We start from the raw sequence: 23,867 nt of genomic DNA, 5'->3' as shown, positions 1-23,867 counted from the left end.
GTTGTTTCTGTTTGCCGCTTAAGTCAACCGGAAATCAATGACACTTTGAAGCGGAGTTGTTCAAGAGTTAGAGAAGGGTGGGATCTGGCTGTCTGCTGGAACGATCGCCAGAATCTTGAATAGATTGCCCATTTGATTCGGAGCGGCCAACCGCTCAACGGCATCGCGCAGGGATTCTTGCGCAGCGAGACTTTTTCCTGCGCCCAATTGTCCTGCGCGTTCAAGCAGGCCCAAGGCGAGCAGAAATGTACCTTGGTCAACTGGCTCGGGAACCGTCAGCGCGTGGTTATTGTTGGCGTTGTTTTGTGTCTCATGGAGCGCCGTGCTGGCCAATGCTGCGAAATTGACATGTGCGGTCAGGTCTTGTTTTCCCGGTAATGCCAAGGGATCGGCGAAGGCGTGGTGACGCATCGCTTGAAATGTATCTCCATATTCAAAATCAGTATAGCCATAATCAATAAACAGGCCGGCACCGCCTTGGAGGGTTAGCGTCTGGGCTAGATCGGACATGATGGCTTCAGCGGCGGGGGATTGCTCCCAGATGGCGCCCTCCGGGATAGTGTTGCTGATTGTTGGGTCTGCCAGTTGGTTGGTATGCGGGTTGGCCAGTGGGGTGGTTAGCGCACGTACTGGTCCTAAGCCGAAGGCGAGTTGACCGTCTTGATCCAAGCCAATCACTCGTTCGTACCATTTTCCACTATGCATCACCCATTGATGGATCGGCAGGCAATCAAAAAACTCATTGGCAACTATAAACAGAGGTGCATTTGGCAGGCTTTGGATGGTTTCATGCCAATCAATGGGGGCCGTTGTGTCGGATAATGCCAGGGCTTGCTGATTCTTCAAGCTTGTGCTGATGTCGACCAAATGGATATGCAGGGCTTGCGATGCTTCTGGGGCGGATGCAATGGCTCTGACCATATCGCGCATGAGCGTGCCGCGACCGGGGCCGATTTCAACCAGATGGAACGGAGTGGGCCTGCCTGCCTGTCGCCAGACCGCAAGCAACCAAATGCCGATCAATTCACCAAAGAGCTGGCTAACTTCCGGCGCTGTGATGAAATCGCCCTTAGCACCAATTGATGTGCGCGATGTATAATAGCCATGGTCCGGATCGGTCAAGCAATGGGTCATGTAGGTGGCCAAGCTGATGGGGCCAGCGGAAGCGATCAGGCGTTTGAGACGCGATTCCAGAGGCGTCTCATTTTTATTGCTCTTGGGGTCACTCATGAGTTGACCGAGCCTGAGCTTTTGCGTTGCGCGTAGAGTATCATCAGTATCCCTGCCAAAACCATTGGTGCGGATAACCACATGCCCATCGTGGTGCCAAAACTGAGGTAGCCCAGTTGAACGTCAGGCACACGCACCAGCTCAATCAGTGAGCGGAAGATGCCATACAGGATGGCAAATGTCCCCGCGACAGTGCCGGGTTTTTTCAGGGCCAACGTTGAATGGCTAAGGATGCGCAAAAGGATGAACATCAGCAAGCCTTCCAGGGCAGCTTCATAAAGCTGGCTGGGATGACGTGGTTCTGGTCCACCATTGGGGAAAATTATCCCCCAAGGCATGTCTGTGGTGCGGCCCCACAGTTCGGAATTGATGAAGTTGGCGATGCGGCCGAACAGCAAGCCAATGGGGGCGGCCATCGCGACCAAATCAAACATTGATAAAATCGGCACGGAGCGTTTGTAGGCGAAAAGGATCATCGCCAGCGTTACACCCAGAAAGCCGCCATGAAAGGCCATGCCGCCATTCCAGACCGCAAAAATCTGGCTTGGGTTGGCCAGATAGGCATCCAGATTATAGAATAACACATAGCCAAGGCGACCACCCAAAATGATACCCAACGTCGCCCAGAGCACAAAATCGTCCAGAGCGATTGCGCTCATAGGGCTGGTCTCTTTGGGCCACAGGCTTGCTTTGTTGGCAAGGCGCTTTGTGTAAAACCATGCCAGCAAAATACCGACGATGTAGGCGATTGCATACCAATGGATCTGTATGGGCCCCAGTGAAAGCAGGACCGGATCTATCACCGGAAAAGGAATGGCCAAAAGAGTCACGAGACAACCTTTTTTGTGTGAGATTGGGAGCTGTTTGTTGCTTAACAAACAACAAGTCAAGGGAAAGTCCAATTACCAATTGTGAAACTTGGAATGATGACTATATTTTGAACAAGAAGACTGATCTATGACGAGACACGTACTGTAATCAAGTGACTTCTGGATTGCAGTCGATAAGGGGTGAAAAAAATGACTCATACAAACAATCGACTTTTTGATGAATTTGCCAAACTTATGACCGATGCCGCTGGAGTGGCGCAAGGTGTGCGTGATGAAGCGGAAACCGCGATCCGGGCGCAGCTTGAGCGCCTGATGGGTGATATGGACCTTGTTAGCCGCGATGAGTTTGAAGCTGTCAAGGAAATGGCTGTCGCTGCGCGCGATGAAAACGACCGACTTGCCGCCCGTTTGATTGTATTGGAAGAGAAACTCGGCATTCAAAGCGAACCAGATCCCGAGGATGTGTCGCCCGTTTGATCCTCAGAGCATAAAACGTGTCTTTCGCACCTTTATCAGCCCGCCTGTTCACTCTGGCGGGCTTTTCTTATGTCTGTTTCACTTCTTGTTTGAAACAAGTGGCTGCATGTGGCACTCAAGACGGGAAAATATGAAAACAAGATCTGTCGAGAAGGGCATTGTGGCATGACGATTGGTGATATCTCTCTGGTTCTGGTTGGCGCGGGCAAAATGGGCGGCGCTATGCTTTCGGGGTGGCTGGATATGGGGCTAAACCCTGCAAATGTGACAGTGATTGACCCCGGATTACCCCAAGAGATGAACCAATTGGCAGAGCAAAAAGGGTTTCGGTTCATCGCCACTCCCTACGGTATCGTTTGCCCCGATGTTGTTGTGGTGGCTGTTAAACCGCAAGTGATGGACAAAGTGTTGCCAACGCTCAAGTCGTTGGTGGGTGCATCTACTGTGGTGATATCTGTAGCAGCCGGCACACCGGTCTCTGCTTTCAAGGCGCATTTGGGAGAAGAGGCGCTTGTTGTGCGTGCGATGCCAAACACACCGGCTCAGGTTGGACGTGGCATGACGGCCGCTTTTGCCAGCCACGGCGTGACGGCTTCGATGCGGACGTTAACAGCTGCCCTGTTGTCATCCATGGGGATGTTCGTTTGGGTTGAAAGCGAAGGCCAGATCGATGCGGTGACCGCAATTTCTGGCTCGGGTCCTGCGTATGTTTTTCATATGGTTGAAGCGATGGCCAGTGCAGGTGAAGCTCTGGGGCTGGATGCCGAAACCGCAGGTATCCTTGCAAGGCAGACCATCGTTGGCGCTGGTGAATTGTTGCATCAGTCAGCGTTGCCTGCGGCCACTCTGCGCAAGAATGTCACCTCTCCTGGTGGAACCACGGCTGCTGCTCTCAATGTCTTAATGGCTGAGCAGGGGGGGCTTGGGGCGCTTATGGAAAAGGCGACAGCCGCTGCAAGGGATCGTTCGATTGAGCTTTCAAAATAAAATTTTGGCTCTATTGCTCGGTTGGGAGATTTTTTCCATTGCGCTCACTGCTGAGTATGTGAGGCGTTAAGTGGCTCTAAGTCTGAAGGATTTTGTATTGTCTCCACATTTTGATCGCAATTGTCAGCCAGAATCAAATTAGGGTTGGTTTAGTTTTGCGTTTCGTCTGATCCGTCTTGAGCTGAAGTTCGTATCAAGTTTAGGGAGGACAATGATTATGAATCATAATTCTGACATCAGAAACCGACTATTTGATCAATTCACTCTTACCGTTCTGGAACAGGGTTGGCGAAATGTATCTTGCGCCAATATTGCTATCGAGACGGGCGTGGAAATCAAATTGGCTTTCCTTGAGTATCGGAACCGTTACGCTTATGTGACCGAGCTGGTCCGCCGAATTGATCGATATATGCTTGATTCCTATGATGCGGAAATGTCAGATGAACCGGCGCGGGAGCGCTTGTTCGACGTCATGATGGCTCGTTTCGAGGCTATGCAAGCCCATCGTCCGCTCATCGTGGCCCTGACCAAAGCCACACGGTCCGACCCACTTTTGTCCCTGCATCTTATGGCCCTGTCTCGCCTGACTGCTGACTGGTTTTTGGATGTGGCGCGGATTTCCCCCTCCGGCATCGGGGGGATTGTGCGCAAAAAGGGAGCGTTGGCCGCTTATGCACGCACCTTTAGGGTTTGGCTCAAAGATGATAGTGAAGACCTGTCCAAAACCATGGCGGCGCTCGACAAACTTCTCAAACAAGGTGAAGCCGCGCTGCGAAGAGCACAAAAACTGGCTTGTGCTTTGCCCAAAATGCGCCGCCGTTGTCGGTCCTCTTCGCGATCCAGCAATGATATGACACAGGCATCATCCAATTCATCTGAGAACGAAGCTCGGTCTGTGGATGACGGTGCTTTGGCTTCAGTGCCATCTTGATTGTCAAATCTTGATGAAAGACCATCTCTTTTTTAAATGGAGAGATGATCATGGTTGGCGCTGCACCTCAAATTACATTTGACGATTTCCTGAAAGTGGATATTCGGGTGGGGACTGTGTTGGAAGCGGAGAACTTTCCCGAGGCGCGCAAACCAGCCTATAAATTACGGATTGATTTTGGTGATGAGGTTGGTGTCAAAAAAAGTTCAGCCCAAATTACCGTTCATTATACGAAGCAAGAGCTGATTGGTCGTCAAGTCATAGCTGTTGTGAATTTTCCACCGCGCCAGATTGGCCCCTTCATGTCAGAGGTCTTGACGCTCGGTTATCAGGACGAAAATGGCGATATCGTTCTCAATAGCGTTGATAAGCCTGTGCCGAATGGCATGCGCCTTATCTAGTGCTTTTAGGATGGCAAGCGCAGGGTGGCCCTTAAACCGCCAAGCGGGCTTTCACCCAGTTTGATATCGCCGCCGTGTCCTCGCGCAATGTCGCGTGCGATGGCCAGCCCTAAACCTGTGGTAGGATTGTCTTGATTGCGCGCACTATCAAGGCGATAGAAGGGGCGGAAAACACTTTCCCACTCCTCTTCCGGGATGCCAGGGCCATCGTCATCGATGATAATAAGCCACCAATTGCCCAGCCTTTCCGAAGTCAACTCAATATTTTCGGAGTAGCGCGCTGCGTTGCTGAGTAGATTGTGCAGACAGCGTTTGACAGTTTGAGGGCGGACTTCAACCCGTTTGCCGCCGGTGTGGGTGATTTTTAACGGAAAACCGGATCGAAGGGCATCATGCTCAAGCTCAGACAGAAAGTCCTCAATGTTGATCATTTCTGCGGTCTCTGACGATGAACCACTTGCAAAGGCCAAGTAGTCTTCGAGCATATGCTGCATTTCGTCGACGTCGCGCTCCATGTCAGCGACTTCTGGTTCATCTCCGAAAATAGCCAATTGCAGTTTAAAGCGCGTTAGAATGGTGCGTAGATCATGGCTCACGCCAGCCAGCATGGTGGTGCGCTGTTCGATCTGGCGCTCGATGCGTCGCTTCATTTCAATGAAGGCATGAGCAGCTTGTCTGACTTCCCGCGCGCCGGCGGGTCTGAAATTTTGCGCTTCCTGACCTTTGCCGAAACGCTCGGCGGCATCAGCCAATCGCTGAATCGGACGGATCTGGTTTCGCAAAAATAAAATGGCGACGACCAGCAACACCAATGACGTTCCTGCCATCCAAATCAGAAAGATATGTGAATTGGACGCGTAAGTCTGTGAGCGGCGTGCGAAGACACGCAGCACTTTATCCTCAAGCTTTATGCGAATTTCAACAATGTTGGAACGCCCCACAGTGTCGATCCAGAAGGGTTTGCCGATGAGTGTGGTTATCTGCTGGGATAGAGCATAATCAAGCAATGTGAAAAAGGGCTTGGGACCGGGAGGTGGCAGCGGTCCATCGGGCAGAATTGTGACGTTGAGATCGAGTTTATCTTTGGCGAGAGTGACAATTTGATTATAGTCTTCATCTTGCGGGTAGGTCTCTAACACGGCGATAAGGGCAGATATGTCTTGTGTAACCGCCGTGGACAGGCGATTGGTTACGGTCTGCCAGTGGCGTTCCATGAAGACAAAAGCCAACACAGATTGCAAAATAACCATGGGCGCGACAATTATGATCAATGATCGGGCGTAAATGCCCTTGGGCATCAGTCGGGCAAGTCGTCTGGCAATTTTGCGGTAGCCCTCATACACGAACCGCAGTGGTGAGAGCGTTTGATACAGGGACTGTTGCCAATGCGGTTTGGTTGCCGCTCTGTCGTCACTCTGATCTACATTATTTCCCGTATCCATGGCTGTTTGTTCGCTTCTTTTCGGATCAGTCTGTGAGAAGGCGGTAGCCAATGCCCCGAATGGTTTGCAAGTAAATCGGATTTGACGGGTCAGGTTCGATCTTTCTGCGTAACCGATTTATCTGCACATCGACTGTACGCTCGCCGGTTCCATCATCACCAGCGAGAGCCGTGCGTCTGACCGTGGCTCCTGGTTGAGAGGCAAACAGATATAATAATTCTCGCTCTCTGTCTGTTAACCTGATGACGTCATCACCGCAAATCAATTCCTGTCTTTCCAGCTTGAAGCAGAAGGGGCCGAAAGTGACTTCTTCAACAGGGGCGCTGGTTTGCAGATTGTGGCGTTTGAGAATGTTGCGGATACGCAGCAGCAGTTCTCTAGGTTCAAAGGGTTTGGAGAGATAATCATCGACACCAATCTCCAACCCTTGAATACGGCTTTCGCTCTCAGCTCTTGCTGTAAGCATAAGGATGGGAACCTGATTGGTGGTTCTGAGATCTGCGGCCAGTTCCATGCCATTCTCTCCGGGCATCATCACATCCAGAATAAGCAGATCAAACGAAAGGCCAGCGATGGTGTTGCGGGCTTCTTGCGCGTTTTGTGCTGTTGAAACCCGATAGCCATTTTTGCTCAGAAAGCGCTGTAATAGATTGCGGATTCGGCTGTCATCGTCAATTACCAACAAATGCTGGGCATTGTCTGGCAGGGTTTGTTCGCGGCTAGACATGCAAAAATCCTCTATTTATGCCTGTTCTGATAGGACGGGTCGTAGGAGCTGGATGTCTCCAAACCTTCGTTCAGATGACGCACGATGGGCCGGTCCTGTGGCTCAATCATGGCATAAAGGAATGCTTTACTGGATTCTTTGGTGCCTTGCGGCAGCGTCTTTAAGGCATCTTCAATGCGCTTGGCCTGACAGAGGGATAATTCAAGCGCTAGGTCGCGGCCTTTCTGTGTGGGAAATAAAAGGCGCTGGCGTCTGTCGGTCGCCCCGGTTTGCTGGGCGATGTAATCATCTTCAATCAATTGTTTTAAGACCCGCGCAATGCTTTGTTTGGTGATTTTTAGAATGCCCAACAAATTTGCTACGGGAATGCCGGGGTTGCGATTGACAAAATGCAGCACGCGGTGATGGGCACGACCATAAGACAGTTTGGCCAGCATTGAGTCTGGATCGGCGACAAAATCTCTATAGGCAAAGAAGAATAATTCGATCAGTTCGAAAGAAATGCCATCTTCTTCAGACATCGGGAGTGTGATTACAGGGTCTGTTTCCATATTTCTGACTGTCTCGTTTTTTCCGCGTCTTGAACTTTTCTGATGATAATTCATATCGTCATTTGCTGGATGGAGGAATAATTTTCTTACTCTTCTTCAATATCTGGTTCATTTTCGTTTGTCACCTTTTGGCTCAACGGCAAAAGTCACAGAAAAATACGTCAGCAATGTTGACATAAATTGTTCTGTTTGTTACCTATATAGCACGTAAGGAGAAATTATTATCCGATTTTGGTTGTTAATTTTTCCAAATCTCATGTTTTTGCAAGAGTGAATCAATCGACTTTCTGACCATAGCGAGAGTTAAAAGACAAAGCAAAATGGTTGAAGGAAGTCAAACACAGCCAACGCAGAATTGGCGGTGCATACTAAGGAGAAAAACAATGGCGGGTCCCGCATTTGATCAACGTGAAGGGCATATCTGGTATAACGGCGAATATGTCGACTGGAAAAACGCCAAGGTACATGTCCTGACACATGGTTTACATTACGGCTCTTGTGTCTTTGAGGGCGTTCGGGCCTATGGCGGCGAGATTTTCAAGCTTGAAGAGCATACCGATCGCCTGTTTAAATCTGCCGAAGCGCTTGGTTTTGAATTGCCTTACACTCAAGATGCCTTGATGCGTGTTCAGATCGACATTCTTGCAAAAGAAGGCCTGACTGATGCTTACTTGCGCCCTGTTGCTTGGCGTGGTTCAGAAATGATGGGTATTTCGGCGCAGTCCAATACAATCAATGTTGCTGTTGCTGCTTGGGAGTGGCCGTCTTATTTCTCCCCCGAAGCGCGCCTCCAAGGCTTGCGGTTGGCAACGGCGGAGTGGCGTCGCCCCGATCCGCGTACCATCCCTTGCAAAGCCAAGGCTTCTGGTCTGTATATGATCTGCACCCTATCCAAGCATAAAGCAGAGCAAGCAGGATATAATGATGCCATGATGCTTGATTTCGAGGGCTATGTTGCTGAAGCCACGGGAGCGAATATTTTCTTTGCTAAGAATGGTGTTTTGCATACCCCGATGCCTGATTGTTTCTTGAATGGCCTCACACGACAAACCGTTGTGGATCTTGCCAGACGGCGTGGGATCGAAGTTATCGAACGCAAGATACGTCCTGAGGAATTGGGTGATTTCGAAGAGTGCTTCCTGACCGGCACTGCGGTAGAAGTGACACCGGTTTCCCAGATTGATAATTATGCCTTCACGCCTGGTGACGTTACCAAGACTTTGATGGATGACTATACCAGTGAAGTGTTGCCAAAAGCGGCGGCTGCTGAATAAATTTCGACAAAAAATGTTGATCAGAAAAGGCGGCGCTGAGAAGCGCCGTTTTTGTGTTTGGCCTTAGGTTTTGTGCCAGCGCGCAAGGGCTCGATCATCTTTGTCCCTGGCCTCAACCCAGCTGCTGCCTCCATTTTGCACGGTTTCTTTTTTCCAGAAAGGGGCGCGGGTCTTGAGGAAATCCATCATAAATTCCGCAGCTTCAAAGGTGGTTTGGCGATGGGAGGAGAGAGTGATCACGAGCACGATCCGGTCTCCCGGCAGCAAGGTGCCATAGCGGTGGATGATGAGGCTGTCTGTGAGGGTGGGCCAACGGTTTTGGGCCTCGATTTCGATGCGTTCCAATTCCGCTTGTGCCATGGCGGGGTAATGTTCGAGTGTCATGTCAAGAATACGCTGATCCCCGATCATGTCACGCACAAGGCCGGTAAATGACACTGCGGCACCGATGTCGGTGCGCCCGCCAACCAGCGCCTCTATTTCCATGCCGATGTCAAAATCTTCAGCCTGAAGCCGGACGCTCATGGCAGTTTCCTTTGAAGTAAAGCTTTTAAGGACTTAACCACCGGTCATTGGCGGGAAAAATGCGATCTCTTTGACAGTATTCAGAGGATCGGAATGCTCTGCATGGAATTGATCCAAAGCGACGCGAATGGTCTCTTTTTCGGAAAATGCGGCTGCATATTCCTCTCCGCGTCCTTGCTGCCAGCGCAACAGATCATCAACAGTGCTGATCGTGTCGGGAAGCTCCGCCTCTTCCTCTTCCAAACCAATGCGTTCGCGGATCCAAGCAAAATAGACCAGTTTCATCGTTAATCCTTGTCATGTTTTCACGCCACGGGCTTTTCGTCTTCTTGCATCCATTCAAGAGGACGCTGAGCCTATCGGATGAGCGTGTCGGTCTGGGCAAAGATAGCATAAAGGTTTGGGCGCCGTCATGGCCGATCGAAATGGCCGATCGAATTAATCGTCTAGCAGATATTGCATGCCTGCTCGGAAATAGTCATATCCTGTGTAGAGCGTCAACAGGGCCGATACCCAAAGCAGTGTCAGACCAATTTCGGTGTTATAAGGCAACACTTTGTCACCAGCATGCCCTGCCAGCAAAAAGCCTAGCGCGATCAGTTGTGCCGTGGTTTTCCATTTGGCGAGATTGGTCACCGGAACACTGACCTGCAGTTGGGCCAGAAATTCTCGCAGACCTGAAACCAGAATTTCCCGACATAGAATGATCACACCTGCCCAAATATGCCAACCATTTAGGGTTTGGTCCAATGCCAGCATCAAAATGCATACGGACACCAACAGCTTATCGGCGATTGGGTCGAGCATGCGCCCTAGTGCAGAATTTAAATTCCAGCGTCGCGCCAAATAGCCATCAAAAAAGTCGGTGATAGCGGCAATTGCAAAGATTCCCAAGGCGGTCCATCTTGCCGTTTCCAATTCAGGCCAAAGCAGACAAGCCACAACAGCAGGGACCGCAAGAATACGCGCGAATGTCAGGATATTTGGTAGGCTGAAAGTCGTTGAGACGTTCATGGGTGGACATTCCCTTTTGACGCAGGCCCGTTCGAAAGAGGACCTATCTAACACAAAGTGTCTGTTCCCCTTCAAAGCACGCCCAATGGGTTCCCGTCAATGCGACACCAAGGATAAGCAGTGATCAACTGTTGTCGTCATGAAAATAGGCGTGGATGGTGCTGGCCATTTGTTCGGATATGCCTTCTACGGCCAACAGATCTGATAGAGCGGCTCCCCTAACGGCTTTGGCTGTTCCAAAATGATGCAAAAGAGCGCGCTTGCGCGAAGGTCCGATGCCGGGGATGTCTTCAAGTCCTGTCTGGGAGATTTGCTTGCTGCGGCGGGCTCTGTGGGTGCCAATGGCAAACCGGTGGGCCTCGTCGCGCAAGCGTTGAATGAAATAAAGCACCGGATCCCGCATGGGAAGCATGAAATTGTCACGGCCAGGCATGCAAAAATTCTCCCGCCCAGCGTCCCGGTCTGGCCCTTTGGCGACGCCAACGATCGGGAGATCATGAATGCCTAAATCGGCAAGAATATCGCACACCACATTGAGTTGGCCGCGTCCGCCATCGATGAGCAACAAATCAGGCCAAGCCGGATCTTTGCTATGGCCCATGTTGTCTGAGCCATCGATGGTCTGGTCTGATGCGTGATCTGCTGGTTTGCCGCTTGCTTGCGCAGGGCGCGGACCGTTTTCTTTCAACAGGCGAGAGAAACGGCGCTGCAAGACTTCTTTCATCATGCCATAGTCATCACCGGGGGTGATGTCTTGGGATTTTATGTTGAATTTGCGATATTGGTTCTTCATGAAGCCTTCTGGCCCCGCGACGATCATACCACCCACTGCATTGGTGCCTTGAATGTGGCTGTTGTCATAGACTTCGATCCGCTTGGGTGGAGCGCCCAGATCAAAGACCTCTGCCAAGCCTGCCAGAAGTCGCGTTTGAGTGGATGTTTCGGCCAATCGGCGCCCCATCGCTTCGCGGGCATTGGCTTGGGCATGCTCCACCAGCTCGCGTTTTTCTCCGCGTTGAGGCGTTGATACCGCCACTTTATGATCGGATTTACTGGTAAGGGCTTCGGCAACGAGCTCTTGTTCTTCGATAATATGGGACAGCAACACAAGGCGAGGGCAGGGCTTGTTGTCGTAGAACTGCGCCACAAATGCGCCAAGGACCTCTTCTTCGGTCTGGCTTTTGTCTGCTTTGGGGAAATAGGCCCGATTGCCCCAGTTTTGACCGGTACGGAAGAAAAATACCTGAATACAGGTTTGCCCCCCATCTTGATAACAGGCAAAAACATCAGCTTCTTCTGTGTTTTGCGGATTGATGCCCTGATGGGATTGGATGTGGCTTAACGCAGAAAGGCGGTCGCGATAGATGGCGGCGCGCTCAAAATCCAGATCGTCGGCAGCTTGTTGCATCCGCTCGGAGATTTCTTTGCGCACGGATTGGCTCTTGCCGGAAAGAAACTGATGGGCTTCCTTGACCAAAAAAGCATATCCGTCTTCCGAGATCTCTCCTGTGCATGGGGCGGAGCACCGTTTGATTTGATAAAGCAAACAAGGACGGCTGCGGCTCTCATAGACCGAGTCGGTGCAGGTGCGCAGCAGGAAGGCCTTTTGCAAAGCATTGATTGTGTTATTGACCGCACCAGCAGAGGCAAAGGGGCCGTAATATTTGCCTTTGCGTTTGCGTGCGCCACGGTGCTTGGCGATCTGTGGTGCTGCGTGGTCCTCACCAATCAGGATATAGGGGAAGCTTTTGTCGTCGCGCAACAGCACGTTAAAGCGTGGGCGCAGGCGTTTGATTAAATTGGCTTCCAGCAACAAGGCTTCTGTCTCGGTGCTGGTGGTTACAAATTCCATGCTGGAAGTCAGCTGGATCATGCGCAATATACGGTTGGTCTGATTGCCGTGGCGGGCATAGTTGGAAACACGCTTTTTCAGATTGCGCGCTTTGCCCACATACAACACGTCGCCTTCGGCATTGAACATGCGGTAGACTCCGGGGCTGTTTGGCAAGCGGCGCACAAAATCGGCGATCACGTCAAAACCACTGGCGGGCTTTTTCGGTGTTGCGTCATTGGCGCTGTCCTGATTTTCAGGTATTTCCGATTCTTCTGACATGCAAAAACTGTAGTGGCAATGGAACCAAGCTTAAAGACAAATGTGCCCGACCCAAGAGGTCGGACAACTCAACGTGATGCGATTTGTGGTCAAGGGGATTAAAGAACATACGTGATGTAGGCCACATAGGCGGCAAGCATTGCCACCCCCTTGACGCGTGTCAACGGCATGTGCAGCAGGGCAACTGGCAACAGAATGGCGGATGTAGCCAACATGACCCAAAGGTCAAAATGGATCACCTCTGTAGGCACGGGAATGGGAATGATGGTCGCCGTGAGGCCCATGATCGCCAGAATGTTGAATATGTTGGAGCCGACCACGTTGCCAATAGCGACTGCAGACTGATTACGGATTGCAGCAACCAACGTCGTGACCAATTCGGGCAACGATGTGCCAAGAGCGACAACAGTCAAACCGATTGCGGTGTCTGAAACGCCCCAGTTTCTGGCAATGCTGGTTGCGCCTTCAATGGTCAGATGCCCACCAAGTGGCAGGCCGACAAAGCCAATAACGATGAACAAAATTGCAAGGCCAAGACTTGAAGGGGCTTCTTCCAGCATGTCGTCATCAATCAGATCACAAGGTTCGCCTTTTTGTTTGCGTGAGGTCCATACGGTCCAGCTGAGGAAAAAAGCCAGCAGGGCAAGCAATATAATGCCGGAGGTCAGATCCAGTAGGCCCTGCCAGCAGAGTGCTGTGAAGATGACTGAGACAGCGAGCATGAAGACCGTGCTGGAACGGGTGCCGCTTTCGTTGCACTGGGTCACACGAATGAGGGCGGGCAGGCCAAGAACCAAAAGCACATTTGTAATGTTGGACCCCACAACATTGCCGATCGAGATGCCTCCCGCCCCTTCAAAAGCGGCTTTCAGGGAAATGATCAATTCTGGTGCGGAGGTGCCGAACGAAACGATGGTTAGGCCAATGATAAGTGGGGGGATCCCAAGACGGGTTGCAAGCGCAATTGCGCCTCTAACCATAAGATCTCCTGCAATCAACAGCAGGATAAGGCCTCCAATGAGGTAAAAATACATCACCATGGATCGGCTAAAGTCCGTTTCTTCTGGATGGTTTGAGGCGCGAAATTTTGCTCGTTGCTGAGCTGTGGCATTTTATATAGGGATCACCAATTGCCATTTAAAGCCTAGTTGTCAGGGAAATGCCATTTCCCCAAATTTACTTTTCAGATTGTCGTGATGGTTGATCAAGCAATAGTTCACAGTTGTTATCTGGTACGTGTATTGATGCTTGCCAAGATCAAGGCCATAAAAAATGCCTGCATTATAAATGCAGGCATTACATAAATCTGATGGTTATGCTCTCAGGCGCTTTTTTGATCACCGAAGAGAACGGCAGTAGGCACCGTGGAGCTTCCAAGGATCGCGTCCGGTGATGCAGGCTTCTACGGCATAACCATAGCCCGCAAAACCAGCTTTTGCTTCAATCAAATAATAGATGTTTTTTTTGCGGCCTTGCTCGGTGTAACCGGTTGCGCGGCAAAAACGTTGAGCCACATATCGAGGGCCGTTGTCGCGCAGCTTGGATTGGCGAATGTGGTCAATCTGTTTTACTGGATCGCCAGACTGTACAACATTCTGTTCGGCAACAGATATAGTTCGGGTGACACGGGAGATTACGTCACTGCGGTCGCAATCAGGCAAAACGGAAGCGCTGGCCGTCGCGCCGGCTGAAAGCAACAAAGCGCCTGCAATAAAAAGATGTGGGTGTTTCATGCTGTCAGCTCCCCTGTGTGGGCTTGCAAAAAGGTAACGCGTGCAACTTCGCTGGTTCGGTGGGTTCCGTCAAGGCGGAAACGCAAAAAGGCTGTTCCTATCCCATACATGTTGCAACATTTGTCTAACAAGCCATTGGACTTGCTAAAAAATGGTTGGAATGACCTATCGAACTGACAGAATGCGCAACTTTCCGCGATTGCGGCAACTGCCGTTGAGGGCGGAAGCACTGCACCGTCGTGGCTTTCCATTTTTGTCCATACAGATCCGCACTTCGCGCAGTTTCTGTTTTTTGCACGTCACGAACAAACTGTTTCTGGGCAGGTTTGGGTTGGCCTTGAAAAAGGCTTGCTCTATTTCTTTTGTCGTCATCAAAACCGGTCGCGGCAAACCAACCAGGCTTTCAGGGCGTTTGATGGCCTTGAAACCTTTGACCGCCTTGCGGAAATAGTCGAGGGGATTCAACCCTGTGCAGGTGCCGTGCTTCTTCCATTCATGATAGATCAACCCACGACTGGGTGAAAATTTCAGCATTTGGTCGACGAGCTTGGAAGACGGTTTGCGAAAAGACGTGTTGCAATATTCCGGATAGCCTTTTTCATATTGGGGCCACAAGCCATGGACGACAAAGCCGTAATTGCGCTGAGAAAAACACTGGAGATTGTCCCGCCCCTTTTTGCCGTCGTCAGCGCAATAGGAGGGGGACCAAGAGAGCGTCAAAATATAATAGTCAAAATCGCCGGCCGATTTTGCAGTGGCATGTGTGGCCAGCGCAAGTATTGAGGCAAGCAGGGTCAAGTATGGTACCAAGAAACGGGCCGCTGATTTCGATTTTTGCATTTTGGTCCTTTCGGATCGTTCCTTATTATTATCGCTTCCCAGACTGTTTGAAACCGTCATTTGGCTTATTTGGGAGGGGTAATCCACTCGAGGCTGGACCGTTGTGCCGTTAGGCCAAACCGTTTCGCCAAAAACGGCAATAAGACAGCCAGTTCATCATGCAGAGTATAGGGCGGATTGATGATGAACAGGCCGGTGCCATTGAGCCGGTGGGCGGTGTCCAGTTTGTTGATGATTATCTCTGCACGCAAAGCATTGGGAATACCTGCGTCTGCGATCATTTGGGCCGCGACATCAACATCCCGTCGTGCCTTGATCGGATACCACATGCAATAGATTCCTGTTGACCAGCGTTTATAGCCCTCCAGAAACTGCTCTACCATGTAGGTATATTCATCCGGTTCTTCATAAGGCGGGTCAATCAAGACCAAACCGCGGCGCTCCAGTGGGGGCAGGTCAGAACGCAATGCCGACCAACCATCATCTTCGCGCAGGAAAAATCGCCGGTCCCGACCGCAATTGTCGCTTAGTAGATCAAAATCATCGGGATGCAGCTCAATGAAGAAGGCCCGATCCTGTTCGCGGCACATGGTTTGTACAATTTCGGGAGACCCGGGATAGGAGCGCATCTGCCCGTCGGGATTGAGCATTTTGATCACGTCAAGAAAGGGTGCGCACAAGGTCGCGATTTCGGGTGGTAATGGATCGCTACTTGGGCCTATCAACTTGCCAATGCCGCCGTTCCATTCTCCGGTTTTTTGAGCCTCTTCGCTGGACAGATCATACAGGCCGATGCCCGCATGGGTGTCGAGCGTGTAATAGGGCTTATCCTTCTTTTGCAGATACAAAAGAATGCGGCTGAGCGTGATATGCTTGAGGCAATCGGCAAAATTGCCGGCATGATAGATATGGCGATAGTTCATGGCTGATGTGACCGCGCGAGAGGAAATTATTTTGCTCGTATGGCTGAGTGGAGGCCGCCTGTCAAACATTTCTCGGAACATTGAGCATACCAAGGGATTCTTGTGCCGGTTTGGCCTCCGCTATTTGGCTTTCTTATCCGGCGCGGTATCGGTGGTGTCATCGGTGTCTGTTTTTTCGTCTTTATCTGTGTTCGCATCTGATTGCGTCGTCGGGCTTGCCTGACCTGATGCTTGTCCCGATTCCACTTCGTCAACGAAGGGATATATGATCATATCCTTTTCGCTGTCTTTCTCTTCACAGTCTCCGGCCAAACCGACTTGGGCAATGTGGAACCGACCCTTTTGCCAAGCATAGATGGTGAACTGGCGGCAAGAGCTGGTGCTTCCTTGTTTGGGGATTTCGGAGCGCAGCAGTTTGTTTTTTTCATCCCATGTGGGTTTTTGCAATTGGTTCGTCGAATACCAGCCAAGCTTGGTGTCCAGTTGCGGGAAGGAAAGCAGATTGGCCCATTCGTCGCGTTTGTTTTCAACCTGATAAAGCCGGAAGCTGTCGCCAGACAAACTGGATGAACAGATGAAACCATAAAAGGTTTGGGCCTCAAGATGAATAATGATGGCGCGATCTGCTAGCTCGTCATTGTCTATGTCAGCAAGCCAGCAGCCCATCGTGGCCCTGTGATTGTCGATCAATCGTTGCGGGATGTCCTCCGCACGGGCCGATCCGGTTAGACATGCAAATACAAGGGAGATCGCAAACAGGCTTGCTGATAGCCGTTGTTGAAATTCTGGCTGCTGAACAGGGCAAGTGGTCGTCCTTGGGTTGTTCTGTTTGGCGGTTGAACAGGGATGCATTGCCGTCTCTCCTGATAAACTCATTTGTTGCAAGGATAACTGACTCGTTGCATTTTAGCCACGTCTCAAAGGTTTAATTTGCCTGATTTTCATGGCCCACTTTTGACCGAGCATTGAGTCTGTTTGGTATTGGCTGAAGGGTTTCTGGTCCGATCCGGACCTTTGCATTTGCAAAAAAGTAGGCTAATCATAAACACAAATAGCTAGATGCAGAGCCATCCTATCTGGCTCTACCGACTTATAGACAGGACAGGATCCCTCATATGAAAGTTGCTATCATTCCAGTGACGCCATTTCAGCAAAACTGTACGCTGATTTGGGACGAGGAAACAGGCAAGGGCGTGGTGATCGATCCGGGTGGAGATGTCCCGCAAATTCTCGAAGTGCTTGAGCATGAGAAAATCGACGTTGAACGAATCTTGATTACCCATGGCCATATTGATCATGTGGGTGGTGCCGCTGAGCTGCGTGATGCTCTGGATGTTGACGTTGAAGGTCCGCATGAAGCCGATCGCATGTTGATGGAGCGCGTGGCCGAGCAAGCCATTCAATTCGGGTTACCTGCTGCCAAAGGATGCGAGCCGGATCGCTGGCTTGAAGAAGGTGATACGGTTGACATTGCTGGCATGGAATTCGACGTTCTGCATTGTCCCGGTCATGCGCCGGGGCATGTGGTGTTTGTCAATCAGGAAGCCAAATTTGCCATTCTGGGGGATGTTTTGTTCAACGGCTCTATTGGCCGCACTGATCTGCCCGGTGGTGATCACGCAACATTGCTTGCCTCGATTAAAAACAAAATCTTGCCTCTGGGAGACGACGTGTCTTTCTTGTGCGGCCATGGCGACCATTCCACCATAGGAGAGGAACGCCGAAACAATCCTTTCTTGAAGGGACTGTGACCATTGGCAAGTCGAGCAATTCGCCACAAGAAACCGCCGGAATTGAAGCTTTCCCATGATGACAAAATGCACCTGTCAGGGTTGCTTCAAAGTTATTTGCTAGAAGAGCTGGATCAGGAATTGGGCCGGTTTGAGGTCGAATTTCTTGTTGATCATCTGGCCAAATATATGGGGCCGCTTTTTTATAACATGGGTGTGCTGGATGCGCGCGCCCTGCTCGAAAAGCAAATGGATGATCTGTCTGACGCTTTTTATGGATTAGAACGCCCTATCGATAAGCGCTCGTAATCTCTGGCAATGTCTAACTGATCACCTTGAAGCACACTTTGGTGGTGCCTGCGTTTTTAAAGCCGAGCTTTTTGGCTGCTGCGCGGGTCACATCCAAAACGCGGCCTTTGGTGAAGGGGCCTCGGTCATTGATGCGGACGATGACTTTTTTGCCATTGCGCATATTGGTGACTTCAATCTTGCGACCGAACTTCAGTTTTTTGTGTGCCGCGGTCATTTTGGTGGGGTTGGCATATTCGCCTGATGCGGTTTTTGACGTCAATTCATACCATGATGCCTTTCCGCACTGGGCCTTTCCTGCTGCATGACTGACGTCCATTAGGACTGTGAGAAATAGCAGGCCTGCGCCAAGGATGAAAGTGGTGGTCGCCAGTCGGTTCATGTCGTGTGTCTCTTGGTTGCTTTGAGAGTGTCTCGGTGTCTGCGGCGTTTAAAGTGCAGCAAAGTGGCAAGAGTGTGTTGCGGTTTAAATCTGCTGCGAAGACGCCAGAAACTGTGTCAAAAAAGCACCAGTCAGTGCGCTCGCACCGTTGGGTGCCGCGCCAGAGAAACATCGGCATAGTCTTGGAACGTCGTTTTGCGCTCAAAGCTCCCCCTGAGCGCAAAGTCTAACTCTTACGGCCTCTGCGCTTTGGCGCTTTGCCTGCGCCCTTGGGTCTTTCGCGGTCCGTGCCCGGGCCCATGTCGTCTAGGTCTGGCTGTTTTATGCGGGTGTTTTTGGGCAAGTTGGCAGCGGCTCCATATTTTTGCTCACCCTTGTAGCTGCCTGCTTGTTTCTCAACGGCAGATTGGCGAGCGAGCGGATCGTCGGCGATGGCCAATTCGGTTTCCCGCAGTCGCTTTAGCTCATCGCGTAGGCGTGCTGCGTCTTCAAATTCCAGATTGGCAGCTGCGTCTTTCATGCGGGTTTCGAGGTCAGCGATATGGGCCGCGAGATTATGGCCGATACCACCGGGACCATCTTCGGCCAAACCTTTGTCGACTGTGACATGGTCGCTTTCATAAACCGAGCCCAGAATGTCGCCGATGTTCTTTTTGACGGACTGCGGCGTGATGCCGTGTTCGGTATTGTAGGCAACCTGCTTTTCGCGACGTCGATTGGTCTCACCAATCGCCCGTTCCATCGATCCCGTCATACGATCTGCATAGAGGATTACTTTACCGTCGACGTTACGAGCGGCACGGCCAATGGTCTGAACCAGCGAGGTTTCTGATCGCAAGAAGCCTTCTTTGTCGGCGTCGAGAATGGCGACCAGGGCGCATTCGGGAATATCCAGGCCCTCGCGCAACAGGTTGATGCCGATCAGGACATCGAAAGTGCCAAGGCGCAGATCGCGGATGATTTCGATGCGCTCCAATGTGTCTACATCCGAGTGCATATAGCGTACGCGGATGCCTTGTTCATGCAGATATTCAGTCAGATCCTCGGCCATGCGTTTGGTCAGGGTGGTGACCAAAGTGCGGTAGCCCTCGGCGTTTTTAAGGCGAATTTCACCGAGCAAATCATCCACTTGTGATGTTGCCGGACGGATTTCGATGGGGGGATCAATCAGGCCGGTCGGGCGAATGACCTGTTCGGCGAACACGCCGCCAGCTTCTTCCATTTCCCATTTGCCCGGCGTAGCAGAAACCGCGATGGTTTGCGGCCGCATGGCGTCCCATTCTTCAAAGCGCATGGGGCGGTTGTCCATGCAGCTTGGTAAGCGGAAGCCATATTCAGCCAAAGTCGCTTTACGCCTAAAGTCTCCTCGATACATCGCGCTAAGCTGGCCAATGGAAACATGGCTTTCGTCAATGAAAATTATGGCGTTATCGGGCAAATATTCGAACAGGGTCGGAGGCGGTTCACCGGGTTGACGCCCTGTGAGATAGCGAGAATAGTTCTCGATGCCCTGACAAGCGCCAGTGGCTTCCATCATTTCCAGATCATAGCGGCAGCGTTGTTCCAGTCGTTGAGCTTCGAGGAGGCGACCGTGAGAATTGAGTTCTTCAAGGCGCTCGTTGAGCTCTTTTTTGATGCTCTTCATCGCCTGATTGAGGGTCGGACGAGGCGTGACATAGTGAGAGTTGGCGTATAATTTTACAAATTCCAGCTCGCCCGTCTTTTGGCCGGTCAGTGGATCAAATTCCTTGATTTCCTCAACTTCGTCACCGAAGAAGGAAACCCGCCAGGCGATGTCTTCATAGTGGGCGGGAAATATTTCAACGACATCACCGCTGACACGGAATGAGCCGCGCTGGAAGGCAATGTCATTTCGTTTATATTGCAACGCCACCAGATCGGCCATCAGCTGGGTCTGATCCATTTCATCGCCGACTTCAATTTTGAAGCTCATTTCTGTATAGGTTTCGACCGAACCGATACCGTAAATACAGGAAACGGAGGCAATGATGATGACATCATCCCGTTCTAGCAAGGATCGCGTGGCTGAGTGACGCATGCGGTCGATCTGTTCATTGACCGTGCTTTCTTTCTCAATGAAGGTATCCGTGCGTGCGACATATGCTTCGGGCTGGTAGTAATCGTAATAGGAAACGAAATATTCTACCGCGTTGTTTGGAAAGAAGCTTTTGAACTCGCTATAGAGCTGTGCCGCCAATGTCTTGTTGGGCGCAAGAATGAGCGCAGGTCGGTTCGTCTTGGCTATCAGTTGGGCCATGGTGAAGGTTTTACCCGACCCCGTGACACCAAGCAGCACCTGTGTGGCTTCTCCATTCTGGATGCCTTCATACAGGTCCGCAATCGCCGTTGGTTGGTCGCCCGCCGGTTCAAAGTCTGTCACCAATTCGAAGGCGAGACCGCCCTCGGACTTTTCAGGTCGATCTGGACGATGGGGGCGCCACGGCTCTTCATCCATAAATTCGGGACGTCCGTGTTCTATCAAGGCTTCAAGAGCAGCCACGGTTTCGGTCACGCCGGAGCGATCGGGTTCTTTGCTCTTCTTTTGGGCCTTTTTGCGTTCTTTTGTGACCCGCTCGAGCTCTTCTGCTTTTTCCAGCGACATATCTAGGCCCGCAACGGGGTTCAATCCCCCGGCTGTCCTGTCACGCGCAGAGGCTTTTTCCGGGGCTTTTGCCGTGGCCTTCTTACGACGGCTCTTTGGTTTTTCCTGAGAGGGGGGCGGTTTTATTTCAGCGCTTTGTGCTATTTCTTCGGCCCAATCTGCAATGGAACCAGAGAGGGGCACGCCTTCAAAGGCGGCTTGCGGTGCTTCGCCCAAACCTGAGGCTTTGGAGTTGCCTGAAACCTTGCCGGCGTTTTTGCGATTGTCCGATGCCATCTGAATGCCTTTTTGATTGGAACACTCAATATAGTGGAACAAAGAGGGACTATGAAGGGGCTGCCAACAATAATTACGCCCCTTGTGAAGGAGTATTGTACTTTCGTTAGAAATGCCAATTTTGTCTGGAAATATTTATTACAACATTCTAATATTCAATAATAATAATATAGTTTGATTTTGGCCCATCACTTGAGAGACGAATGGTTTTCATCCGCCGCTAAGGAGGGGCAGAAGGAGGTCATGTATGACTCATGTTGTGGTTCTTGGTGGTGGTCTTGGAGGTCTTTCTGCGGCTTATGAAATTCGCCATGTTTTGTCCAAGCAAGACAAAGTGACGGTGGTTTCCAATAAACCATTCTTTCAATTCACTCCATCTAATCCTTGGGTGGCCGTAGGCTGGCGTACCAAAAAAGACATCACGCTGGATTTGGCTTCCATTTTGCCAAAACATAAAGTGGATTTTGTCTGTTCCTCGGTGGAAGGACTTGATCCTGATAAGCAGTTGATCAACCTAGAAGATGGTTCTTCTGTTTCTTACGACTATCTAGTGATTGCGACAGGGCCTGATCTCGCCTTTGACGAAATCGAAGGGCTGGGACCAAACGGGCACACCATTTCTGTTTGCGACGTGGATCATGCCGTTTCCGGTAATGAAAAGTGGGAGGCTTTCTGTGCTGATCCCGGTCCCATTGTTGTGGGCGCCGTACAGGGTGCATCTTGTTATGGTCCTGCATATGAAACGGCAATGATTTTTGATACAGACCTTCGCCGCCGCAAATTGCGTGATCAGGTGCCGATGACCTTTGTGACCTCTGAGCCTTATGTTGGTCATTTGGGGCTTGGTGGCGTTGGCGATACCAAGGGCTTGCTGGAGTCCGGCTTTCGTGAACGGACCGTCAACTGGATCACCAATGCCAAGGTGGACAAGGTTGAAGATGGTGTGATGCATGTGACCGAGCACACCGCCGATGGTGAAGTCAAAAAGCAGCATGAATTGCCATTCAAACATTCCATGATGCTGCCTGCCTTCCGCGGCATTCCTGCGCTCATGGGCATTGACGGGCTGGTCAATCCGCGCGGATTTGTCATTGTCGATAAACATCAACGCAATCCAAAATATCCCAATATTTTCGGCGTTGGCGTCTGCATTGCCATTCCGCCTTATGAAAAGACCCCTGTGCCGGTTGGCGTGCCCAAAACCGGATATATGATCGAATCTATGGTGACTGCATCGGCGCTTAATCTGAGTGAGATACTCAAAGGCGAAGAGCCAACGCATCAAGCAACATGGAATGCAATCTGTCTGGCTGATTTTGGGGATTCGGGCATTGCGTTCGTCGCTATGCCACAAATACCGCCACGCAATACCAATTATGCTTCCCAAGGAAAATGGGTGCATCTGGCCAAGATTGCCTTTGAGAAATACTTCCTGCGCAAAATTCGCAAGGGTGACACAGAGCCTTATTTCGAACGCGTGATGTTAAAAATGCTTGATATTGGCAAAATCAAAAGCTGATTGATACAGGATGCGGCTGCAAAGCCAGAAAGACAAAAAGCCGCCGATCGGGTTTCCTGTTGGCGGCTTTGGCAATTGAGAGACCTTTTAAGCCGGTTGTTTGGCTTGATTCCTCCGTTTCAATCGCTTCTGTATTTGGGGCATCAATTCGACCAGTAAGATACAGGAGAAAATCATCGCACAGCCAAGCATCTGAATGGTGGTAAGACGTTCCCCCAGAAGAAGCGCGCCAAACAGGGCCGCGAATAGACTTTCGCTCGACAGCATAATCGCGGCATCCGATGGTGGTGTGTGTCGCTGGGCTATGGCTTGCAGAGTGAAGGAGAGGCCGCCGGACAGGATGCCCGTATAGGCAATTTCGATCCACGCCCCACTGATGCTTGACAGATCAATCACTTCAAAAATACTACCCAAGACGGTGCCTATGATACCGGTGGTCAAAAACTGGATCCATGCGACGGTGATGGGGTTGCCATATTGCTTTACCAAACGTCCGATGAAAATGATCTGCAAAGCCCAAAACAGAGCTGAGATAATCATCAAGATGTCGCCGGTTTTCATTGCGTTCAAGCTTCCGGACAACAGATAGGCTCCCGTCAGCGATAGAATGACAATTGGCCAGACAAACGGGTTTGGTAGTGTTCTAAATAGAATGAAGCCCATAATCGGTGTCAGGACGACATAAAGCGCGGTTAGAAAACCGGCATTTGTGACCGATGTGGTGTAAAAGCCATATTGCTGCACAGCCATGGCGATGAAGAAGATCACGCCAACCAAAACGCTTTTGACAATACCTGTCAGTGGAATCCGATTGGTGCTTTTTCTCCATTCGATCCACGCAAAGGGGGCGACTGCTATGGCGGCAAGCAAAAAGCGCATGCCATTGAATCCCAATGGTGCCATTGAGTCCATCGCTGTAGATTGCGCCACAAAAGCAGCCCCCCAAAAAAGGGCGGCGATGATCAATAGCACATTCGCGGTCAAACGCGTCATAGTGGACACCATGGATAAGGGAGGACATAGGAGGCCG

25 protein-coding genes are annotated in these 23,867 nt (G+C 50.9%); 8 read left to right on the top strand and 17 right to left on the bottom strand.

Features of this window, described 5'->3' with window-relative positions; translation table 11 throughout:
* Positions 1-60 precede the first annotated feature (60 nt).
* Together C0081_RS02695 and lgt are read right to left on the bottom strand one after the other, a co-directional pair.
* Positions 61-1,230, bottom strand: coding sequence for a class I SAM-dependent methyltransferase (locus C0081_RS02695; RefSeq protein ID WP_101532234.1), 1,170 nt, complete (start codon positions 1,228-1,230; stop codon positions 61-63).
* Positions 1,227-2,060: a prolipoprotein diacylglyceryl transferase gene (lgt, locus tag C0081_RS02690; RefSeq protein WP_101532233.1), complete on the bottom strand. Its 834-nt coding sequence runs from the start codon at positions 2,058-2,060 to the stop codon at positions 1,227-1,229. The genes C0081_RS02695 and lgt overlap by 4 nt, the downstream gene beginning before the upstream one ends.
* A 189-nt stretch (positions 2,061-2,249) precedes the next feature.
* Between lgt and C0081_RS02685 the strand changes: the two genes are divergently transcribed.
* The 4 genes from C0081_RS02685 (at position 2,250) to C0081_RS02670 (ending at position 4,856) form a co-directional block, all read left to right on the top strand.
* Positions 2,250-2,537, top strand: coding sequence for an accessory factor UbiK family protein (locus tag C0081_RS02685; protein WP_101532232.1), 288 nt, complete (start codon positions 2,250-2,252; stop codon positions 2,535-2,537).
* A 165-nt stretch (positions 2,538-2,702) separates the two neighbouring features.
* On the top strand, positions 2,703-3,524 hold the full coding sequence (gene proC, locus C0081_RS02680; RefSeq protein WP_101532231.1) for a pyrroline-5-carboxylate reductase: 822 nt from the start codon (positions 2,703-2,705) through the stop codon (positions 3,522-3,524).
* 217 nt (positions 3,525-3,741) lie between these two features.
* Positions 3,742-4,455, top strand: coding sequence for a hypothetical protein (locus C0081_RS02675; RefSeq protein ID WP_101532230.1), 714 nt, complete (start codon positions 3,742-3,744; stop codon positions 4,453-4,455).
* Between the two features lie 50 nt (positions 4,456-4,505).
* A complete protein-coding gene (locus C0081_RS02670; RefSeq protein ID WP_101532360.1) occupies positions 4,506-4,856 on the top strand; it encodes a tRNA-binding protein in 351 nt (116 codons plus the stop codon).
* Positions 4,857-4,861: 5 nt separating this feature from the next.
* Here the strand turns inward: C0081_RS02670 and C0081_RS02665 are convergent, their stop codons facing one another.
* Genes C0081_RS02665 through C0081_RS02655 form a run of 3 tightly spaced genes read right to left on the bottom strand, consistent with a single transcriptional unit; the run spans position 4,862 to position 7,576 of the window.
* Complete coding sequence (locus C0081_RS02665) at positions 4,862-6,298, bottom strand: ATP-binding protein (RefSeq protein WP_101532229.1); 1,437 nt, start codon at positions 6,296-6,298, stop codon at positions 4,862-4,864.
* Positions 6,299-6,323: 25 nt separating this feature from the next.
* Complete coding sequence (locus C0081_RS02660; RefSeq protein ID WP_101532228.1) at positions 6,324-7,025, bottom strand: response regulator; 702 nt, start codon at positions 7,023-7,025, stop codon at positions 6,324-6,326.
* An 11-nt stretch (positions 7,026-7,036) separates the two neighbouring features.
* Positions 7,037-7,576 (bottom strand): MarR family winged helix-turn-helix transcriptional regulator, encoded by a 540-nt coding sequence (locus C0081_RS02655; protein ID WP_101532359.1) that lies wholly within the window; start codon positions 7,574-7,576, stop codon positions 7,037-7,039.
* Between the two features lie 383 nt (positions 7,577-7,959).
* On the opposite strand from C0081_RS02655, the gene C0081_RS02650 reads away from it, so the two are divergent.
* Positions 7,960-8,850, top strand: a complete 891-nt coding sequence (locus C0081_RS02650) for a branched-chain amino acid aminotransferase (RefSeq protein WP_101532227.1) — start codon at positions 7,960-7,962, stop codon at positions 8,848-8,850.
* Positions 8,851-8,913: 63 nt separating this feature from the next.
* Here C0081_RS02650 and C0081_RS02645 read toward each other — a convergent pair whose 3' ends face one another.
* From C0081_RS02645 to C0081_RS02605, 9 genes are all read right to left on the bottom strand, one after another.
* Positions 8,914-9,375, bottom strand: a complete 462-nt coding sequence (locus C0081_RS02645; protein WP_101532226.1) for a molybdenum cofactor biosynthesis protein MoaE — start codon at positions 9,373-9,375, stop codon at positions 8,914-8,916.
* Positions 9,376-9,408: 33 nt separating this feature from the next.
* Positions 9,409-9,660 (bottom strand): molybdopterin converting factor subunit 1, encoded by a 252-nt coding sequence (gene moaD, locus C0081_RS02640; protein ID WP_101532225.1) that lies wholly within the window; start codon positions 9,658-9,660, stop codon positions 9,409-9,411.
* Between the two features lie 153 nt (positions 9,661-9,813).
* On the bottom strand, positions 9,814-10,389 hold the full coding sequence (gene pgsA, locus C0081_RS02635) for a CDP-diacylglycerol--glycerol-3-phosphate 3-phosphatidyltransferase (RefSeq protein ID WP_101532224.1): 576 nt from the start codon (positions 10,387-10,389) through the stop codon (positions 9,814-9,816).
* A 124-nt stretch (positions 10,390-10,513) separates the two neighbouring features.
* The gene (gene uvrC / locus C0081_RS02630; protein WP_425349442.1) at positions 10,514-12,370 is read right to left on the bottom strand and encodes an excinuclease ABC subunit UvrC; all 1,857 of its coding nucleotides are present in this window, start codon (positions 12,368-12,370) and stop codon (positions 10,514-10,516) included.
* Between the two features lie 230 nt (positions 12,371-12,600).
* Positions 12,601-13,536, bottom strand: coding sequence for a calcium/sodium antiporter (locus C0081_RS02625; RefSeq protein WP_342587663.1), 936 nt, complete (start codon positions 13,534-13,536; stop codon positions 12,601-12,603).
* A gap of 303 nt (positions 13,537-13,839) precedes the next feature.
* A complete protein-coding gene (locus C0081_RS02620; protein WP_101532221.1) occupies positions 13,840-14,235 on the bottom strand; it encodes a hypothetical protein in 396 nt (131 codons plus the stop codon).
* A 165-nt stretch (positions 14,236-14,400) separates the two neighbouring features.
* The gene (locus C0081_RS02615; protein WP_180966728.1) at positions 14,401-15,075 is read right to left on the bottom strand and encodes a ribonuclease T2 family protein; all 675 of its coding nucleotides are present in this window, start codon (positions 15,073-15,075) and stop codon (positions 14,401-14,403) included.
* Positions 15,076-15,140: 65 nt separating this feature from the next.
* Positions 15,141-15,998: a 23S rRNA (adenine(2030)-N(6))-methyltransferase RlmJ gene (locus tag C0081_RS02610; RefSeq protein ID WP_101532219.1), complete on the bottom strand. Its 858-nt coding sequence runs from the start codon at positions 15,996-15,998 to the stop codon at positions 15,141-15,143.
* Between the two features lie 120 nt (positions 15,999-16,118).
* The gene (locus tag C0081_RS02605; RefSeq protein ID WP_101532218.1) at positions 16,119-16,850 is read right to left on the bottom strand and encodes a hypothetical protein; all 732 of its coding nucleotides are present in this window, start codon (positions 16,848-16,850) and stop codon (positions 16,119-16,121) included.
* A gap of 263 nt (positions 16,851-17,113) precedes the next feature.
* Here C0081_RS02605 and C0081_RS02600 point away from each other — a divergent pair, with 263 nt between their 5' ends.
* Both C0081_RS02600 and C0081_RS02595 read left to right on the top strand, forming a co-directional pair.
* A complete protein-coding gene (locus C0081_RS02600) occupies positions 17,114-17,749 on the top strand; it encodes an MBL fold metallo-hydrolase (protein WP_101532217.1) in 636 nt (211 codons plus the stop codon).
* Between the two features lie 3 nt (positions 17,750-17,752).
* Positions 17,753-18,037: a DUF2164 domain-containing protein gene (locus C0081_RS02595; protein ID WP_210200362.1), complete on the top strand. Its 285-nt coding sequence runs from the start codon at positions 17,753-17,755 to the stop codon at positions 18,035-18,037.
* Positions 18,038-18,050: 13 nt separating this feature from the next.
* Here the strand turns inward: C0081_RS02595 and C0081_RS02590 are convergent, their stop codons facing one another.
* Both C0081_RS02590 and uvrB read right to left on the bottom strand, forming a co-directional pair.
* Positions 18,051-18,419: a septal ring lytic transglycosylase RlpA family protein gene (locus tag C0081_RS02590; RefSeq protein ID WP_101532216.1), complete on the bottom strand. Its 369-nt coding sequence runs from the start codon at positions 18,417-18,419 to the stop codon at positions 18,051-18,053.
* Between the two features lie 226 nt (positions 18,420-18,645).
* Entirely contained in the window at positions 18,646-21,318 is a 2,673-nt protein-coding gene (gene uvrB / locus C0081_RS02580) for an excinuclease ABC subunit UvrB (RefSeq protein ID WP_101532214.1), read from the bottom strand.
* Between the two features lie 247 nt (positions 21,319-21,565).
* Here uvrB and C0081_RS02575 point away from each other — a divergent pair, with 247 nt between their 5' ends.
* The gene (locus C0081_RS02575) at positions 21,566-22,837 is read left to right on the top strand and encodes an NAD(P)/FAD-dependent oxidoreductase (RefSeq protein WP_101532213.1); all 1,272 of its coding nucleotides are present in this window, start codon (positions 21,566-21,568) and stop codon (positions 22,835-22,837) included.
* An 87-nt stretch (positions 22,838-22,924) separates the two neighbouring features.
* Here the strand turns inward: C0081_RS02575 and C0081_RS02570 are convergent, their stop codons facing one another.
* Positions 22,925-23,830: a DMT family transporter gene (locus C0081_RS02570; RefSeq protein WP_210200361.1), complete on the bottom strand. Its 906-nt coding sequence runs from the start codon at positions 23,828-23,830 to the stop codon at positions 22,925-22,927.
* Between the last annotated feature and the right edge of the window lie 37 nt (positions 23,831-23,867).

This window comes from Cohaesibacter celericrescens, from assembly GCF_002866925.1.
Classification (GTDB): domain Bacteria; phylum Pseudomonadota; class Alphaproteobacteria; order Rhizobiales; family Cohaesibacteraceae; genus Cohaesibacter; species Cohaesibacter celericrescens.
The sequence above is the reverse complement of the archived record's forward strand: the minus strand, read 5'-3'. Positions and strand labels throughout refer to the sequence as shown.

Coding starts and splice junctions, on each gene's coding strand:
- C0081_RS02695 (WP_101532234.1), bottom strand. CDS start 1,230: ATGAGTGACCCCAAGAGCAATAAAAATGAGACGCCTCTGGAATCGCGT.
- C0081_RS02685 (WP_101532232.1), top strand. CDS start 2,250: ATGACTCATACAAACAATCGACTTTTTGATGAATTTGCCAAACTTATG.
- proC (WP_101532231.1), top strand. CDS start 2,703: ATGACGATTGGTGATATCTCTCTGGTTCTGGTTGGCGCGGGCAAAATG.
- C0081_RS02675 (WP_101532230.1), top strand. CDS start 3,742: ATGAATCATAATTCTGACATCAGAAACCGACTATTTGATCAATTCACT.
- C0081_RS02670 (WP_101532360.1), top strand. CDS start 4,506: ATGGTTGGCGCTGCACCTCAAATTACATTTGACGATTTCCTGAAAGTG.
- C0081_RS02665 (WP_101532229.1), bottom strand. CDS start 6,298: ATGGATACGGGAAATAATGTAGATCAGAGTGACGACAGAGCGGCAACC.
- C0081_RS02660 (WP_101532228.1), bottom strand. CDS start 7,025: ATGTCTAGCCGCGAACAAACCCTGCCAGACAATGCCCAGCATTTGTTG.
- C0081_RS02655 (WP_101532359.1), bottom strand. CDS start 7,576: ATGGAAACAGACCCTGTAATCACACTCCCGATGTCTGAAGAAGATGGC.
- C0081_RS02650 (WP_101532227.1), top strand. CDS start 7,960: ATGGCGGGTCCCGCATTTGATCAACGTGAAGGGCATATCTGGTATAAC.
- C0081_RS02645 (WP_101532226.1), bottom strand. CDS start 9,375: ATGAGCGTCCGGCTTCAGGCTGAAGATTTTGACATCGGCATGGAAATA.
- moaD (WP_101532225.1), bottom strand. CDS start 9,660: ATGAAACTGGTCTATTTTGCTTGGATCCGCGAACGCATTGGTTTGGAA.
- pgsA (WP_101532224.1), bottom strand. CDS start 10,389: ATGAACGTCTCAACGACTTTCAGCCTACCAAATATCCTGACATTCGCG.
- uvrC (WP_425349442.1), bottom strand. CDS start 12,370: ATGTTCAATGCCGAAGGCGACGTGTTGTATGTGGGCAAAGCGCGCAAT.
- C0081_RS02625 (WP_342587663.1), bottom strand. CDS start 13,536: ATGTATTTTTACCTCATTGGAGGCCTTATCCTGCTGTTGATTGCAGGA.
- C0081_RS02620 (WP_101532221.1), bottom strand. CDS start 14,235: ATGAAACACCCACATCTTTTTATTGCAGGCGCTTTGTTGCTTTCAGCC.
- C0081_RS02615 (WP_180966728.1), bottom strand. CDS start 15,075: ATGCAAAAATCGAAATCAGCGGCCCGTTTCTTGGTACCATACTTGACC.
- C0081_RS02610 (WP_101532219.1), bottom strand. CDS start 15,998: ATGAACTATCGCCATATCTATCATGCCGGCAATTTTGCCGATTGCCTC.
- C0081_RS02605 (WP_101532218.1), bottom strand. CDS start 16,850: ATGCATCCCTGTTCAACCGCCAAACAGAACAACCCAAGGACGACCACT.
- C0081_RS02600 (WP_101532217.1), top strand. CDS start 17,114: ATGAAAGTTGCTATCATTCCAGTGACGCCATTTCAGCAAAACTGTACG.
- C0081_RS02590 (WP_101532216.1), bottom strand. CDS start 18,419: ATGAACCGACTGGCGACCACCACTTTCATCCTTGGCGCAGGCCTGCTA.
- uvrB (WP_101532214.1), bottom strand. CDS start 21,318: ATGGCATCGGACAATCGCAAAAACGCCGGCAAGGTTTCAGGCAACTCC.
- C0081_RS02575 (WP_101532213.1), top strand. CDS start 21,566: ATGACTCATGTTGTGGTTCTTGGTGGTGGTCTTGGAGGTCTTTCTGCG.
- C0081_RS02570 (WP_210200361.1), bottom strand. CDS start 23,830: ATGACGCGTTTGACCGCGAATGTGCTATTGATCATCGCCGCCCTTTTT.